The sequence below is a fragment of the Microbulbifer salipaludis genome (assembly GCF_017303155.1).
Classification (GTDB): domain Bacteria; phylum Pseudomonadota; class Gammaproteobacteria; order Pseudomonadales; family Cellvibrionaceae; genus Microbulbifer; species Microbulbifer salipaludis.
In genome coordinates this window covers 1,521,809-1,537,352 of sequence record NZ_JAEKJR010000002.1, presented here as the reverse complement: position 1 = coordinate 1,537,352, position 15,544 = coordinate 1,521,809, and the positions used below count along the sequence as shown (strand labels likewise).

The window sequence follows — 15,544 nt, the reverse complement described above, 5'->3', positions numbered from 1 at the left end:
TTCCTTCAGTGAGCGTGGGCCGCGCCAGATTTTTCGATGTCGGCTTTGATCAGGTAGCTATTGGCAGTGACGTAGCGCTGCCCTACCTCCAATCCACTCAACACCTCAGTTACACGCCCATCTGAGCGCCCCAGCTCTACCGGTCGGGCTTCGTAGCTATCGCCAACCTTCACAAAGACAACCATGCCATCCCCCAGAGGCTGCAGAGCGCGACTCTCCACAAGCAGCGGCACCCTTACATGATCAACAAGCACCTGACCTTCTAGCATCAAATCAGGTGGCCAGCTGATTTTTCGGTTGTCGATAGGCGTCCTAACCAGAACGAACGGCTGACCCGGAGTGCCCGGGACCAGATTCGCTACCTGCGTGTCCACGACTTGACCGTCGGCTTGCAAGGTGACCTTTTGGCCGCGGGCAACCTGACCACGCTGCGAAGGAAACAGCCGTAGCTCCGCCCACAACTGATCATAATTGGCAATTGTGAACAGCTCTCGCTCCCCACTGTATTCACCACTGCTAGCCTGCTTGTCGATGACCAACCCATCGATGGGTGACGTTATCGGGTAGACTTGAAGACTATCATTGGACTCTACTTCAGCCAGCTTCTGCCCCTTGCGTACCCGATCGCCGATCTCCGCCAAAACTGTTTTGATTGGCCCCGGAAACCGTGCGCGGACGTGACTCAAGCTGCCGTGCGCCAGTGCAGTTTTTCCGTACAGGGTGAGCGATTGGCTAATTTCCCCTGGACCGGTAGCTGCCGTTTTTATGCCTACTTTGGCGGCCATCTCGGAGGCAATCTCCACCCGCCCCTCGTACGATTCATAGTGCCACTCAGCACGTTCAGCATTCCGCGCCAGCAAAACCTTTACATCGAACGAGTGCGGTTCCTCCACTGCGCCTTTGCCAAGCCAGAAGCCATCTGCTGGTGCAAAATTGAAACGATCTACCTTGCCACCCAGCCGCGTTAACTCGACAGCCAGTCGCGCATCGCCTGCTTTCGTGAGTGCCTTTCCACGTTCACTAATCCAGGCTCGGAGTTCTGCTGTCCCGCCGCGCTCAGATATCAGTAACTCCACTTCGAGGTCGCCCTCCTCTAGCAGGCGCCCCCCGTTTGGCCCCCTTTCTTCCTCATGCTCGCCGTGCTCTTCTCCGTGTTCTTCTTCAGCGGAGGCGACGACCAAAGTGGGCACCACGAGAGCGGCCGTACACGCCAGTAGCGCAGCCAATGGCACTGCTGCGAATATGCTTCGCAATTTATTTCTGTATTTCATGGGTGTTCAAATCTTTTTCATTTGGTTGGCTCAGCGCCCGCAGACAATAGCGGTGCGGCGGTCATTTGTTCTATTTCAGCGCCAAAGCGCAGCGCAGCGCTAGCTGCTTCAATTTCAGCCTGACGGGCTCCTATCAACTCCTCACGCGCGGACGCCCACTCCAAGTAGGAGTAACGGCCACGACGGTAAGCACGCTCCACTTCTGCCAGGGCATCGCGCAAAGTTGGGATAACCTCACCCCTCAGCGTCTCTACTGTCGTCAATGCCTGTTCACGCCCGCTGACCGCACGAAACAGCCGGCTCTTCAGCCGCAGTAGCGCAGCTTCTCGCTCTACCGCAACGCGCTCTCGTTCTGCGATAGCCGTCGTGATAGCGCCGGCGTTCCGGCGCGCAGGAAATAGAGGTAACTCAAACCCGGCGACCAATGTGGTCTCACCGATTTCACGGGAGTGCCGAATGCCAGCAGACCAACCAACATCCAGGCTTGATTGCGCCTCGGCTAAACGCAGCTCTGCATCTTGCAGCCGCTCCTCGGAAGCGAAACGGGCGATGGCTGGATTTTGTTGGGCGCGGCTGAAGAGCACCGCAAAGCTATCAGATGCCGGAAAACGGTAGAGCTCATTGGAGTCCAGGCGGAAGGAAGTAGCATCGCCACCCCACAAAGAGGCCAGCGCCAATTTATGGTATTTAACCAGCCGTTCTTCCGAATCAATCGCTAGGCGAGCACGGGAAACCGCGGCCCGGGCTCTTAGACTCTCGGCTTTTGGCGATGCTGCAGCTTTTACACGACGATCGACGGTTTCAAGGGTGTCGTCAGCAAGTGCTGCCGACTCCCGAGCCAATGCCAGCCGCTGTTGTGCTGCCAATACCTCGACATAGCGACGGATTACGCTCCCCAACAGATCGAGCGCTGTAGCCTGCTCCTCGGCCAGTAACAGATCCTGCTGGGCATACACCGCACCGACTCGCGCTGAACGCTTGCCGCCCAATTCGATGACAGATGAAAGTGATACCGTGAGCTCCGCGTTATCAGCACCGCCTTCGCCAGCAAAGTTTTCAAGTTCAGCCCCAAGGCCTACAGGTGGCCGTAGAGCTGCAGTTGCTACCTTACCGGCAAGTGCTTGTTCACGAAGGCGGTAAATCGCCAACTCTGGGTTTTGAGAAAGCGTGCGGTCAATCGCTTCCGCCAAGGTGATCTGGGGTAATTGCTCAGCCCCCTGGGCCTGCGCAAGTGGCGTCCACAAAAACGGCAGCAATGATAAAATCACAGCAAGCCGAAAGTACGCACGAACGACATGCGTAAAAATAAACAACATAGGGTATTCCCAAGTTATGTCATGAAAAGTACGCGCCCGCCAAACTACAAGGCGTGCGCGGATTCAGGGCGTAACTCAGGCTTTGGGAGGGCGAAAAAGTGAGGAAAAATAACCAGAGGGGAAAGAAGGGTTAATTGTTTCACGCAAAGCGATGCTGCGAACAACGACAAAGCGCGATACTTGACCAAGAAGACCTAACACACCAACACCATGGCAATGACAGCAGTGGTGACAAAAGTCCGGTCCACCTGGATGTGAACCAGATCCCAACTCAACGTCTACGTTTTGTCGTTTGGGAGTAAACGTCACTTCCTCTTGAGCGTCCAGGTGATGAGGCGGTACGTGCGTAGCAATATCCTGCAACGCTTCATGGCTATCATAGAACGCTACTGCGGTCTGGAAGACCAGCAGTGCGATCAGTAGAAAGCAGACACGAGCGTAGTTCATTGCAGAAAATCTGTGGTTATCTTGTGGTTAGCGACAATTTAACAACATGTAAGGATAAATTCCAATTTCGATTATCCCGCCTCCGTTGAATGACAGGGACACCCGGTCAATCCATGCAGAATTTTACAGGACTCTATGGACCGCTCTCCTGAGCATCGGTTCCGCAGGTTCCGAAGCTGTTGCCGCAGTTGCTGTAGCGCATCCATTCGAGATTCCACACAGTCGATGTGCTCGTCAATCAACTGGTTAATCCCGGCACAGCTTTTGCTGGGCATCTCGCGAAACTGAAGTAACTCGCGAATATTTTCCAGCGACATATCGAGGGACCGGCAATGACGGATGAAGCTCAGCTGCTCCACTTGGGAATCACTATATAGCCGAAAATTCCCCTCAGAGCGTGCTGGCGCGGGTAACAACCCCATCTGCTCGTAGTAACGCACAGTCTCTACCTTACACCCCGCCAGCCTCGCCGCCTCTCCGATCTTATAACTCATGACTACCCTCTTGACTCTATAGTGGCTATAGGGATTCTAATCCCAGTAGTACCCATTGGCTATCGAGACGCACATGAATAGGCCCGAATCAGACAATTGTTGTAGCGGCACAAAATCAACCGAAGAGCTGACTCAGAAGTCCTACTCTAGGCCGGACAAAGACGTTGAGACGACAAACCTGTCGATTACCAAAATGGACTGCCCGACCGAGGAGGCTCTGATCCGTAGCAAGCTGTCTGGCATGGAGGGAATCTACCACCTCGACTTCAATCTGGTTCAGCGTACGCTACAAGTGCACCATGCCAAGGGAATGCAAGGTGAGCTACTTGCGGTGCTGGGGACATTGGACCTGGATGCACGGTTAGCGAATGCCGTCGACAGGGATACCGCGCCACCACCTGCAACCGCCAACTGGTGGGTGCTCGGGGTTGCTGCTGCTGCCGCTCTGGCCTCAGAAGTGGTTTATTGGCAGCAAGGAGGCAACAACTGGCTCGTGATGCTGCTAGCCCTCACGGCCATTGCAGGTGGAGGCCTGAAAACCTACAAGAAAGGTTGGATAGCGCTCAAGAATCGCAACCTGAACATGAATGCACTGATGTCCATTGCAGTGACCGGTGCCCTCTTGATTGGCCATTGGCCAGAGGCCGCGATGGTGATGGTGCTCTTCACCCTAGCGGAACTGATCGAAGCCAAATCCCTGGATCGGGCGCGCAACGCGATCCGTGAACTATTGGCCCTGGCTCCGGAAACAGCAACCGTGCAAATGGACGACGGACGCTGGGAGGAAATAAGCGCAAAACAGGTTGATATCGGCAGCCGCGTGCGTGTGCGACCAGGCGAGCGAATCGCCCTCGACGGCGAAGTCATTGAAGGCCTATCCGCTGTAAATCAGGCCCCAATCACCGGCGAAAGCTTACCAGTGGACAAGGCCCCAGGTGATTCGTTGTTTGCCGGCAGTATCAATGAGTCCAGTGGGCTTGAATATCGGGTCACGGCTGCGGCCGATAACTCTACACTTGCGCGGATAATTCACGCAGTAGAAGCCGCTCAAGGTAGCCGAGCGCCGACCCAGCGTTTCGTAGACTCATTTGCGCGCTGGTATACACCATTAGTTTTCGTGGTCGCTCTGGCAACAGCAGTGCTGCCACCCCTGCTATTCGGTGGCGCCTGGCTAGAGTGGGTCTACCGAGCCTTGGTATTACTGGTTATCGCCTGCCCATGCGCACTGGTGATTGCCACGCCGGTTACCATCGTCAGCGGACTCGCGGCTGCGGCCCGGCACGGCATCCTGATCAAGGGTGGCGTTTACCTCGAGGATGGTCGACGCCTGCGCTGGTTGGCACTGGATAAAACAGGCACCATCACTCGCGGCAAGCCCGCACAAACCGACTTCGAACCTTGGGCCAACAATGACGTCAATACAGTACGCTCACTCGCGGCTAGCCTGGCCGCGCGCTCCGATCACCCAGTATCCATGGCGGTAGCCCAAGCGGCACAAGACGACAGCATCGCACTGCGTCAAGTAAAAGCGTTTTCAGCATTAGCGGGTCGCGGCGTCAAGGGCGAAATCGATGGCGAGGATTTACACCTCGGGAACCATCGACTTGTAGAAGAGCTAGGGGTGTGCTCGAGGGAATTGGAGCAACGCCTAAACAACCTGGAGTCCCAAGGTAAAACGGTCATCATGCTGGTGGGTAAAGCCGGTGTCCTGGCACTATTCGCCGTGGCTGACACAGTTAAAGACACCAGTCGCGAAGCGATAGCAGAGCTGCATGATTTGGGCGTAAAAACCCTGATGTTGACTGGTGACAACCCACATACGGCGAGGGCCATTGCCAAACAGGTGGGCATTGACCGTGCTGAGGGCAATTTGTTGCCAGAGGACAAGCTCCGAGAAATTGAAGTTCTGACCGAGCAAAACCATACCGGCATGGTCGGCGATGGAATTAACGATGCACCGGCACTCGCTCGTGCCGACATCGGCTTTGCGATGGGTGTTGCGGGCACAGATACCGCAATAGAAACAGCCGACGTCGCACTAATGGATGACAACCTAAGCAAGATCGCCACCTTTATTCGGTTGTCTCGTAGTACTTCGCGTATTCTACGACAGAACATCGTAATGGCATTGGGGATCAAAGCCGTATTCTTGGCGCTCGCATTTGCCGGACTGGCGTCCATGTGGATGGCCGTTTTTGCCGACATGGGGACCAGCCTGTTGGTAGTATTTAACGGGTTGAGGTTAATGCACCGATAAAGGGTGCAGTACTGATATATGCGTTTATCTGTAGTAGTTCAGACTTGATCTCACACTTATCGGTTTTCCAGAAGGTGCTCTGTCAGGTCAAGTTCAGTTTACGAACTTTTCCATCCAGATCTTTTTGCCATCCTCGAGCGTTTGCATCGGTGTTTGGGCGCAGCTCATCTTGCCTTGGTGCGTGCGCTCATTATTATAATACGCCAACCATTCGTCCAGATCTTCCTGTAGTACCTCGACTGACCCGTATATCCTGTGCCGCAACGATGGCTAGTAGAATTCTTGCAGAATCGTTTTGTGGAAACGCTCGCAAGTGCCGTTGGCCTGTGGATGGCGGCTTCGTTTTCGTATGCTCGATTTCATTCACGCTCAAGTACAATTAGTAATCGTGCTGCTCCAGCTTACCGCAGTGCTCGGTACCACGATCGGTCAGGGTGCGTAGTACAGGCAGCTTTTGAGCTGCATTGAACGGCAGCACCCGATCATTCAACAGGTCCGTAGCCGTGATTGGCGTCTTGGTCGTGTACAGCTTGCAGTGCGCCACCTTTGCGTAGGTGTCCACGTAGGTCTGCTGATATACACGGCCAACACCCTTGAATGTCCCGACGTAGAAGGTGTCTTGCGATCCCAGGTAGCCCGGATGCTGGGTTTCGATCTCTCCGCAGGATTTGTCATCAGTACGTTAGCGTTCTAGCGCCTGCATCAGGGACTCCGTTAGGATCAGACCCTCCTCGCCAACTTTGGCTTCCAGCGCTTTCAAGCGAAGTTTGAAGTTGGCCAAGTCGCGTCTTAGCCAGATACTGCGAACCCCGCTCGGTGAGAAAATACACCGCGTTTGCGCAGCTCATTGGACGCCCGCACCAGGCCATGAGCGGGTTCCGCAACGGCATATGCCAGCACCGCTTTCTCGATAGCGGAATCAACACGATTCTTGTGATTTGGTACCCATCAGTTATTCTCCAGCAGTGCATCAACTCCACCAATGGAAACTGCCTCTTTGTACCGGTAGAAAGTGTCTCGAGACACACCGAGCATCTTACAGACTTTGGAGATGTTACCAAGCTCTGCCGCCAGATTAAGCAGCCCGGTCTTGTGTTTAATGATGCGATCGTTAGTATGGATCATGGGGTTTATCCTTGGTTTTGACTTCGGGTTTACGCACCTTCATCAAAACCGGTAAACCCCTTCTTTTCAAGGAGGTGTGTCAGATTTGGTCTGAACGAAACCAAATCAGAGACTTCGCACAGTAACAGTCAGTCTGTGAAAAAATGTAAATGAGATTTCTACACTATTACGCCTTTAGTGTTCCCGTAACAGCGTCTATTGAGCAAGCAGCGATGTGCCAATCGATAGCCAGCAGCCCAGCTTGGATCCCCTAAAAGCGTATAAATATATAACGCTATGGTTCTTCGTTACTCTCATTTTCAGCGGCAATTTCACGGGAATCGCGGTAATCAGGCTCTATTAGTCTCCCCGCGATAGTGACAGGGACATGCTTGTCGACCAAAATCTCCTTTGGGCGCCCTACATCGGGTGCCGTATAGTCACAAATACCGCTTGGGAACACTCTCTTCATCACCCTCAGGCGTTCAAGTACATCTGTAGTTAACTGGCCATATAGCCCTTCATTTAACGCAGTATCGATCGACTGCAGCGTGCATTTAAAAATACTGTCTGACAGCGGTGCGCCTGCGACTTGTCGTGAATTGCTATAAACAGGATATTTCTTTCTACACTCGCCAGTGGGTTGACTACCGGAAGCACGGTTCCATACGTCCATACCTGATGCGATGACAACTCCGTCTTTGTCAAAACACATATCACTAGCGTCACTAGGACGATTCTTCACAACTCCATTTTCCGGGCGTTTTTTTATACTCAGGATCCAGCGATCAATCACATCTAGCGCTTCAGCAATGGGGGAGTAGTTCCTAAACAACCCCGCGACTGACAGGCTGCACTCTGAACGAACCATTAGACACGGGTTTACAAGGGACACTGCATTAAACCGCTGAAAAAGTGGAGCAAGCAAACTCGAGGAGTGATGGAAGTTCAGGATCATCATGAAGGTGCTAGCAAAAAGTTCTCCGACACCCCATTTCCCACCGTTGGGATGGGAGCACATTAATTAGACCTAAGACGACATATGTCATCATAATAGATACTCCCGGCAGACGACGCGGCCAACCTTTTTTTTGAGGTCAATCAACAGTGGAGCTATCGATCTTGATTCTGAAAACAACGGGAATTTACGGAGTAACAGCCCTCGCAGAGATCGTCGGCTGCTTTCTGCCCTACCTTTGGCTGCGGAAAGGCGGGTCAGTGTGGCTGCTGATTCCGGCAGCGATGAGTCTGGCAATCTTCGTTTGGTTGCTCACATTACACCCGGCCGCGAGTGGTCGCGTCTACGCAGCCTATGGTGGCATCTATGTGGCTACTGCGCTGGTCTGGCTTCGAGTCGTAGATGGAGTAAAGCTGTCCGCCTTCGACTGGATAGGCGCCAGCGTTGCATTGCTCGGCATGTCAATCATAGTTTTGGGTTGGCAAAGCAAAGGATAGTGGACCACTGCCAGCCTCCTCAACTGAGTGCGACATCGCCCACCTATAGACCTTCCTGGACTTATCACCCGATTGACGCCCCGCAGGGAAGTCACGTTGTGCTTCTGCAGCTGCTTCGAAATGGACCAGACTAGTTCGGGCTTCGGCGATGGACTGCCTGCCTGTAGTGGTCAACTCTTTTACGCCACTGAACTCTGAGCATTCCAATATTTTTCTTCCACCATATTCGGCGGCATACCATCGTTTTTCTGGTGGGGTCGTATCTGGCTGTAATGGCCAATGATGTTACTTGTGATTCTCTGTTTAGCCGCAGGGAAGGACTTGTAGCCGGTTTCCGGCACCCACTCTGTATTGAGACTCAGGAAGAAGCGCTCAGTCGGTGCGTTGTCCTAGCAGTTTCCGCGGCGGCTCAGACTATGTGTCATTCTGTTGCGCCACAGCAGCTGTCGGAATGCGAGGCTTGTGTACTGGCATCCCTGGTCCGAGGGAAACACGATACCTTCAGGTTGTCCTCGTGATTCATAGGCCATCGTTAGCGCCCAACCAACTGGCTTACGTGCAAAGAGATCTATTACTACCGCCAGATACGCCCATCGAGCGCCGATCCAGCTCGCTGGCATTGGTGGGAATGCGGGCAGCTCGCCGAGATCGAGCTCAGACAGCTTCTGCACCTTGCCCTGCCCCGCGGCACTGGTATCTCCTAAGGGCAGGGCCGGATCAACCTGGAGGGCTACCACCTGTAAATGGGTGTCTCTTTCGACGAAACCCTGGCCGACGGGGACGCCCCCGGGCTTCTCTACTACGCCATGCACCCGCTACCGGATACCACGCAACTGCATGTGGCGCTTATCGAAAAGGGTAATGCGGACATCCACCGCGGCATTGATTGAGATCAGTGCTGCGAGCAGGTGGCCCGTTCAGAGGCTCCAAATAGCCAAGCCCAACCAAAAATTAACTATTCCTTAGGAAGAACGTCCTCGAAAGCCGGGTAATTTGGGCGAGCCATATTAGATGTGTCGTCATTTTCATTTAACCACTCCCCCTCCCGGCCCCTCACTTCGGTGCGGACAACTTGTACATACAAGTGATTCCACTTAATCTCGAAGGCAATCAGATGAAATAACACATAAGTCTCTGACGCCCATGCCCTTTGACCTGACCCGCATACTGCTGCTGTTAATGACGCTGACCTTGAACGGTCAGGCGTTTGCGGCGCCCTGCGGATCCCGGGATGCAGGAAGCGGAGAGCATCACCAGACCGCCACATCGGCCCGGATAGAACAATGCGCCGAGGGCGCTCACCAGCATCACTGTCACCAGGGCGGTGACACAGAGGCCGCTGAGCCCTCGCCGGCAAGCAGCTGCGAGCAGGCCTGCAGCTGCTGCCCCGGCCACTGCGCTAGTGCCATTCCCGCCGCTGAACACACAGAGCCCGCCCGTCCCCTCATCACCAGTATCACGCTTTACAAAATTTCCCACAGCGCCCCGCTGCCCGAAACCACCCTGCGTCCACCCATTCTTCTCTGACACGGGATCAGTGTGCCCGGCATAAATGTCCGGGTCATCCGCACAAGCGCCAAATTTCTGCGCCACCGCGTACTCCCGACTGTCGACTCCATTTCCATCAGCCTCCGCGACGCCTCGAGCCAAATAGCGCATCGTAGCAGCGGACGCGACGAGAACGAAAAGTCTCCCAGAGAAGGACAACAACATGAACGCAACAAGCTTCAGACTGACCAGAACCCCGCTTTTTATCGCCCTCGCCACGGTGGCCGCGGGTTTCACCTCCACGGCTTCTGCCCAGCAAGCGGGTGAAACCGCGCAAAAACAAATTGAAGAAGTGAATGTCACCGGTACCCGCATCAAGCGCGCCGACATTGAAGGCGTGGGCCCGGTCACCGTACTCGATGAAGCCTCAATTGAAGCCACCGGCTCCAGCTCCCTGGAAGTGCTGCTGCAATCGCTGCCGTCCGCAGCGGGCTTCGGCGGCAACCAGACCAACGCCTACTGGACCTCCAACGGTTACGGCACTGCCCAGATCAACCTGCGCGGCCTCGGCACCAACCGCACCCTAGTGATGGTCAACGGCCGCCGCGTGGTAAATGGCGGTACCGGCGCCAACAGCAGCGTCGATCTGTCGATGATCCCGATGTCTCTGGTTTCCAGTATTGAGGTGCTGAAAGACGGCGCGTCGGCCACCTACGGTGCCGACGCCGTGGCTGGGGTGGTCAACCTGATCACCAAGAAAGAATTCGACGGTCTGGAAATCGAGGGCAAATACGGCCAGACCGCACTGGGTGACGGCGAGGAAACTGTTCTCGACCTTACCTGGGGCGTGTCCGGCGACCGCGGCAACCTGATGGTAAACATGAGCTATCAGGACAACCAGGCCTCACCACTGGACGCCCGCGTCCCCTGTCCCCTGAATGACGACAGCGAGTGCAGCGGCAGCTCCTCCACCATCGGCGGCCGCGCCACCCTGCCCGCAGGCGCAGTGCTGGCAGACGGCACCGTGCTGACCGAAAACACCCGTATCAACTTCAACCAGGATCCGAATGGCGACGGCGATTTCTACGAGCGCTACGACGGGCTGAAGCACGGTTTCAACTACAACCCCTACTTCAATGCCGTGCAGCCGATCAAGCGCTTCAGCTTTACCACCCTCGGCAACTACGAGATTTCGGAATCCGCCACCCTGTTCACCGAGCTGATGTACACCAACCGCCAGTCCGGCCAGCCGGCCTCTCCCGGCAGCCTGGCCGACATCGCCTACAGCGCGGACCACCCCACCAACCCCACCGGTAGCGATTTCGTGCTGGAACGCCGGCGCCTATTAGAGAACGGCGCCCGCGATTTCTACCAGGAAGTGGATACCTGGCGCGTGGTCACCGGTATCGAAGGTGATATCAACGACAACTGGGGCTACGACGTGGCGCTGAACTGGGGCCGCAACACTGCCACCGACGGCATCGCCAACAACATCAACATGCAGCGCGTGGGCGAAACCCTGGATACCAACCTGTGCGGCATGAACGGCATCCCCTGTGGCGACTACCTGGGTTACGGTGATGTCACGCAAGAAGTGCTGGACTACATCGTATTCAGTCAGGAAGGCACCGGCGGCAACGAGCAGAAGAGCGTGAGTGCCAACATCAACGGTTCGCTGATGGAATTGCCCGCAGGCACCCTGGGTTTTGCCGCGGGTGTAGAGTGGCGTGAAGACAGCGGCTGGCGCCAGCCGGACTCCCTGGTTCAAGCGGGCTACGCGCTGGGGAACCAAGAAGATCCGATCAGCGGTTCTACCGAATCCCGCGAGGTCTACGCCGAGATATTGGTACCGCTGCTGGCGGACATGCCGCTGGTGCAGTCGCTGGATATGGACCTGGCCGTGCGCTACTCCGACTATGACCTGTTCGAGGGTGAGGACACCTACAAGGCCGGCCTGAACTGGCAGGTGAACGACATGCTGAAAGTGCGCGGCACCATGACCACCGCCTTCCGTGTGCCGAATATCCCGGAGCTGTTCGGCGGCGTGTCCGAGGGCAACCTCACCACCACCGATCCCTGTTCCGACTATGCCTCCCTGGATCCGTCCAGCACCCTGCACCAGAACTGTCGGGCAGCCGGTGTACCGCTGAACTACTCCCAGCTCGGTACCACCATCCTCACTGACCGTGGCGGCAACCCCGACCTCACCCCGGAGAGTGCAGAGACCTTCACTCTGGGTGTGGTACTGCAACCGCTGGACGGCCTATCGCTCACCGTGGACTACTTCGATATCGAGATCGATGACGCCATTCGGGAGGTGTCCGGTTCCACCAAACTGGCCATGTGTTACGAGTCTGCGGGCCTGAGCCACGCCTTCTGCGCACCGAACCAGCACACCCGCAACCCGGTCAACGGTGACGTGAATTACCTGTCCACACAGAAATTCAACACCGGTAACGAGATGATGCAGGGTATCGACTTCGGCGCCCTGTACGACTTCGACATGTTTGGCCTGTCGCACACTGCTGACTTCAAGGCGTCCTATCTAAAGGAATATGAAACCACCGCGTTCGATGGCGACGAGCCCTTCGTGCTCGACGGATTCATCGGCAGCGGCAACGGGGGCTTCCCGCACTGGCGCGCCAACGCGTCACTGACCACCCGCGGCAACCAGTGGAGCAGCACCTACTCGGTACGCATGATCGGTGAGGGGGATGACTTCAATGCGGACAGTGGTATCGGCTCCAGCATGCCCAACATCTTCTACCACAACGTGCAGTTCAACTACGACATGAACGACGCGCTGCGGATGAGTGTGGGCATCGACAACCTGTTCGACCAGGAGGCACCGCGGGTAGCCAGCTGGACCGATGGCAACACCGACACCATGACCTACGACCTGGCCGGCATGCGCAGCTACCTGCGTATGACCTACCGGTTCGACTGAGTCCCCTGAGACGTTCACAGCGGCGGGGGGTACACTCCCGCCAGCTGTGTATTTTCTCACCAGCTGTACCTGAGAAAACACTCGAGAATAAAACCAATGCAAACGGCATCCCTTTCCAGAAAGATCCACAAGTGGCTGTTTCTGTTTGTCGGCGTCCAGGCCCTTTTGTGGACCCTGAGCGGCGTTTACATGGTGGTGATGGACCTGGACTTTATCCACGGCGATCACCTGGTCAAAAACCTGCGCGAGCCGCTGCCGATGGAGCAAGGCACCCTGGCGCCCACCCAGGCATTACTCGAACGCTATAGCGGGGTGAAATCCATCCAGCTGAAAGCGCTGCAGGCATCCCCCTACTACGTGATCCAGGCCGCAGACGGCGCACACCTGGTCGACGCCCGCAGCGGTAGCGAAGTCTCGCCCATCGATGGCGACCGCGCCCGCGCCCTGGCGGAGCACTACTATTCCGGCAGCCTACCGGCGGCATCCGCCGAACTGATTACCGACAACCCGCCCACCGAGCTGCAGTCCCGCGCACTACCCCTGTGGCGGGTCAATTTTGACGACCGCTACGGCACCAGTCTCTATATCAGCCCGAATACCGGCGCCCTCGTCACTCGCCGCCACAACTACTGGCGCGCGTTTGATTTCTTCTGGATGCTGCACATCATGGATTACGAGGAGCGGGCCGATATCCACAACCCGCTGCTGCTGATCGTCACCCTCGTGAGCCTGACCGGTGTACTGGCCGGCCTGATCCTGCTGTTCTACAGCTTTGCGCGCAGGGAAAAAAGGTCCGACAACGCGGCCGCAGCGGGAGGTGCACAATGAATTTCATCAAGATCGCACACAAATGGCTGAGCCTGGTCATTGGCGTTCAGCTGGCACTGTGGCTGGCCAGCGGCCTCGCCTTCGCACTGCTCGACTCCAGTGTGGTCAGCGGCCGCCATCTGGCCGAGCGCCACGAGGCAGCGCCCCTTTCCCAGAGAGAGCCTCTGCGCGCCCACGCAGAAATCGCCGGCCTGTATCACGACGCCGGTAGTGCCGTAGTCGATATTCGCCTGCAGCCGGGCTTTGACCGTCCGGTATACCGGGTACAGACCACTGCAGGCATTGAATTGCGCGATGCCCGCAGCGGCAACCCGCTAGTGATTGACGCGGCGATGGCGGCCACCATTGCAGCGCACGACTACGCCGGTGACGACAACCTGATCGGTGCCCCGCAGCGTCTGTCGCAGCCGAACATGGAGTCCCGCCGTCACGATGGGCCCGTATGGCGTGTCGATATCGCAGACGAAGGCAATACCAGCCTGTATATCTCGGCGGCGGACGGCCGCGTACTCGAGCGCCGCAACGACACCTGGCGGCTGTTCGATATTTTCTGGATGCTGCACATCATGGATTACACCGAACGCCAGGATTTCAACAATCCGTTCGTTGTGATCTTCGGTATCGGCGCCCTGCTGCTGTCAATTTCCGGCTGTGTGATGTTGTTCTCCAGCTTCTCCCGCCACGACTTCAACCTGCTGGCGAAACTGCGCGGCAGCAAAGTGGCAGTAACCCTGCTCGATCAGGCCGCCACCCCGGTACAGGAACTGGCCTTGCCGAGCGGCGTCAACCTGTTTGACGGCCTCGCGGCCAGTGGCGTGCAGCTGCCGTCCAACTGTGGCGGTGGCGGCAGCTGTGGCCTGTGCCTGGTACAGCTCGATGCCGATGCGCCGATCACCAGCAGTGAGAAAGCCCTGCTGTCCGCGGCGCAACTGGCGGCCGGCCAGCGCCTCGCCTGCCAACAGCGTGCCGTGGCCGCCACCCGCCTGACACTGGATGACAGTGTATTGCAGGCCGGTGCCTTCACCGCCGAGGTACAGGAGACCCGCTTCCTGACGCCCTTCATCAAGGAAATCCGGTTGACGCCGCAAGGGCAGCGCCCGTTCGGCTTCCGCGCCGGCGGCTTTGTACAGGTGGAGATTCCGCCGCACCAGCTGCGCCTCGTCGACACGCCACTGGATACGCAGTACAGCAATGACTGGCAGCCCTGGCTGGGTGCCGCCGGCAGCAACCACGCAGCACCCCTGCGTCGCTCCTATTCCATGGCGAATGCGCCACAGGAAAGCACCAGCGCGAGTGAATCCATCCTGCTCAATGTGCGGATACAGCCCCCCCCCGCAGGACAGGAAACCCTGCCCGCAGGTGCCGGCTCCAGCTACATGTTCAATCTGCAGCCGGGCGACCAGGTCCAGCTGAGCGGCCCATTCGGCAGCTTCCATGTGCAGGACAGCGAGCGCGAGATCATCCTGATTGGCGGTGGTGCGGGTATGGCGCCGCTGCGCTCGATGATTGTCGACCAGTTACGCAATCACGGCACCCAGCGGCCAATGCGTTTCTGGTATGGCGCGCGCAATCTGCGCGAGGTGTTTTACGCCGAACTGTTCGATGAACTGGCGCAGCAGCACGACAACTTCCAGTGGCAACTGGGCCTGTCGGATCCGCGTCCGCAAGACACCTGGCAGGGTGCGACCGGCTTTATCAGCGATATCGCCGCGGACAGCTATCTGCGCCAGCATTCGGATCTCGGCAATTGCGAATTTTATCTGTGCGGACCGCCCGCCATGCTGCGCGCAAGCATCGCCATGCTGAAGCGACTCGGCGTGCGCGAAGAACAGATCGCGTTTGATGATTTCGGCAATTAACAGGAAAAACGGCGCGCACCGGAAACCTTTCGGTACGCGCCGTTGTCCACTTGCCATAGTGACTAGAAACCCCTAACC

The 15,544-nt window shown here is 56.8% G+C and carries 11 protein-coding genes and 2 pseudogenes; 6 read left to right on the top strand and 7 right to left on the bottom strand.

The annotated features are described in order from the left end of the window. Positions 1–5 precede the first annotated feature (5 nt). The 4 genes from JF535_RS12135 to cadR all read right to left on the bottom strand — a co-directional run bounded on the left by JF535_RS12135 (position 6) and on the right by cadR (position 3,528). On the bottom strand, positions 6–1,271 hold the full coding sequence (locus JF535_RS12135; RefSeq protein ID WP_207002436.1) for an efflux RND transporter periplasmic adaptor subunit: 1,266 nt from the start codon (positions 1,269–1,271) through the stop codon (positions 6–8). Positions 1,272–1,288: 17 nt separating this feature from the next. Further along, complete coding sequence (locus tag JF535_RS12130; RefSeq protein ID WP_242523813.1) at positions 1,289–2,587, bottom strand: TolC family protein; 1,299 nt, start codon at positions 2,585–2,587, stop codon at positions 1,289–1,291. 75 nt (positions 2,588–2,662) lie between these two features. Further along, on the bottom strand, positions 2,663–3,034 hold the full coding sequence (locus JF535_RS12125) for a hypothetical protein (protein WP_207002434.1): 372 nt from the start codon (positions 3,032–3,034) through the stop codon (positions 2,663–2,665). Positions 3,035–3,105: 71 nt separating this feature from the next. Next, entirely contained in the window at positions 3,106–3,528 is a 423-nt protein-coding gene (gene cadR / locus JF535_RS12120; RefSeq protein ID WP_207002432.1) for a Cd(II)/Pb(II)-responsive transcriptional regulator, read from the bottom strand. Positions 3,529–3,601: 73 nt separating this feature from the next. Here cadR and JF535_RS12115 point away from each other — a divergent pair, with 73 nt between their 5' ends. Beyond that, a complete protein-coding gene (locus JF535_RS12115; protein ID WP_207002430.1) occupies positions 3,602–5,785 on the top strand; it encodes a heavy metal translocating P-type ATPase in 2,184 nt (727 codons plus the stop codon). Positions 5,786–5,878: 93 nt separating this feature from the next. Here JF535_RS12115 and JF535_RS12110 read toward each other — a convergent pair. Beyond that, positions 5,879–6,910, bottom strand: a pseudogene (locus JF535_RS12110) (IS481 family transposase). A 274-nt stretch (positions 6,911–7,184) separates the two neighbouring features. Next, positions 7,185–7,760, bottom strand: coding sequence for a DUF6351 family protein (locus tag JF535_RS12105; protein ID WP_242523980.1), 576 nt, complete (start codon positions 7,758–7,760; stop codon positions 7,185–7,187). Positions 7,761–8,008: 248 nt separating this feature from the next. Between JF535_RS12105 and JF535_RS12100 the strand changes: the two genes are divergently transcribed. Next, positions 8,009–8,344: a YnfA family protein gene (locus JF535_RS12100; protein ID WP_422880015.1), complete on the top strand. Its 336-nt coding sequence runs from the start codon at positions 8,009–8,011 to the stop codon at positions 8,342–8,344. Between the two features lie 179 nt (positions 8,345–8,523). On the opposite strand, the pseudogene JF535_RS16765 reads toward JF535_RS12100, so the two are convergent. After that, positions 8,524–8,952 (bottom strand): annotated as a pseudogene (locus JF535_RS16765) (DDE-type integrase/transposase/recombinase); the annotation flags it as partial. A gap of 135 nt (positions 8,953–9,087) precedes the next feature. On the opposite strand from JF535_RS16765, the gene JF535_RS12090 reads away from it, so the two are divergent. The 4 genes from JF535_RS12090 to nqrF all read left to right on the top strand — a co-directional run bounded on the left by JF535_RS12090 (position 9,088) and on the right by nqrF (position 15,466). Continuing rightward, a complete protein-coding gene (locus JF535_RS12090; protein WP_207002426.1) occupies positions 9,088–9,234 on the top strand; it encodes a hypothetical protein in 147 nt (48 codons plus the stop codon). Between the two features lie 821 nt (positions 9,235–10,055). Then, positions 10,056–12,779 (top strand): TonB-dependent receptor domain-containing protein, encoded by a 2,724-nt coding sequence (locus tag JF535_RS12085; protein WP_207002424.1) that lies wholly within the window; start codon positions 10,056–10,058, stop codon positions 12,777–12,779. 96 nt (positions 12,780–12,875) lie between these two features. Beyond that, on the top strand, positions 12,876–13,607 hold the full coding sequence (locus JF535_RS12080; protein ID WP_207002421.1) for a hypothetical protein: 732 nt from the start codon (positions 12,876–12,878) through the stop codon (positions 13,605–13,607). After that, complete coding sequence (gene nqrF / locus JF535_RS12075) at positions 13,604–15,466, top strand: NADH:ubiquinone reductase (Na(+)-transporting) subunit F (RefSeq protein ID WP_207002419.1); 1,863 nt, start codon at positions 13,604–13,606, stop codon at positions 15,464–15,466. The genes JF535_RS12080 and nqrF overlap by 4 nt, the downstream gene beginning before the upstream one ends. Positions 15,467–15,544 lie beyond the last annotated feature (78 nt).

Excerpts from the sequence above, each read along its gene's own strand:
- JF535_RS12135 (WP_207002436.1), bottom strand. The coding sequence starts at position 1,271 with ATGAAATACAGAAATAAATTGCGAAGCATATTCGCAGCAGTGCCATTG.
- JF535_RS12130 (WP_242523813.1), bottom strand. The coding sequence starts at position 2,587 with ATGTTGTTTATTTTTACGCATGTCGTTCGTGCGTACTTTCGGCTTGCT.
- JF535_RS12125 (WP_207002434.1), bottom strand. The coding sequence starts at position 3,034 with ATGAACTACGCTCGTGTCTGCTTTCTACTGATCGCACTGCTGGTCTTC.
- cadR (WP_207002432.1), bottom strand. The coding sequence starts at position 3,528 with ATGAGTTATAAGATCGGAGAGGCGGCGAGGCTGGCGGGGTGTAAGGTA.
- JF535_RS12115 (WP_207002430.1), top strand. The coding sequence starts at position 3,602 with ATGAATAGGCCCGAATCAGACAATTGTTGTAGCGGCACAAAATCAACC.
- JF535_RS12105 (WP_242523980.1), bottom strand. The coding sequence starts at position 7,760 with ATGGTTCGTTCAGAGTGCAGCCTGTCAGTCGCGGGGTTGTTTAGGAAC.
- JF535_RS12090 (WP_207002426.1), top strand. The coding sequence starts at position 9,088 with ATGGGTGTCTCTTTCGACGAAACCCTGGCCGACGGGGACGCCCCCGGG.
- JF535_RS12085 (WP_207002424.1), top strand. The coding sequence starts at position 10,056 with ATGAACGCAACAAGCTTCAGACTGACCAGAACCCCGCTTTTTATCGCC.
- JF535_RS12080 (WP_207002421.1), top strand. The coding sequence starts at position 12,876 with ATGCAAACGGCATCCCTTTCCAGAAAGATCCACAAGTGGCTGTTTCTG.
- nqrF (WP_207002419.1), top strand. The coding sequence starts at position 13,604 with ATGAATTTCATCAAGATCGCACACAAATGGCTGAGCCTGGTCATTGGC.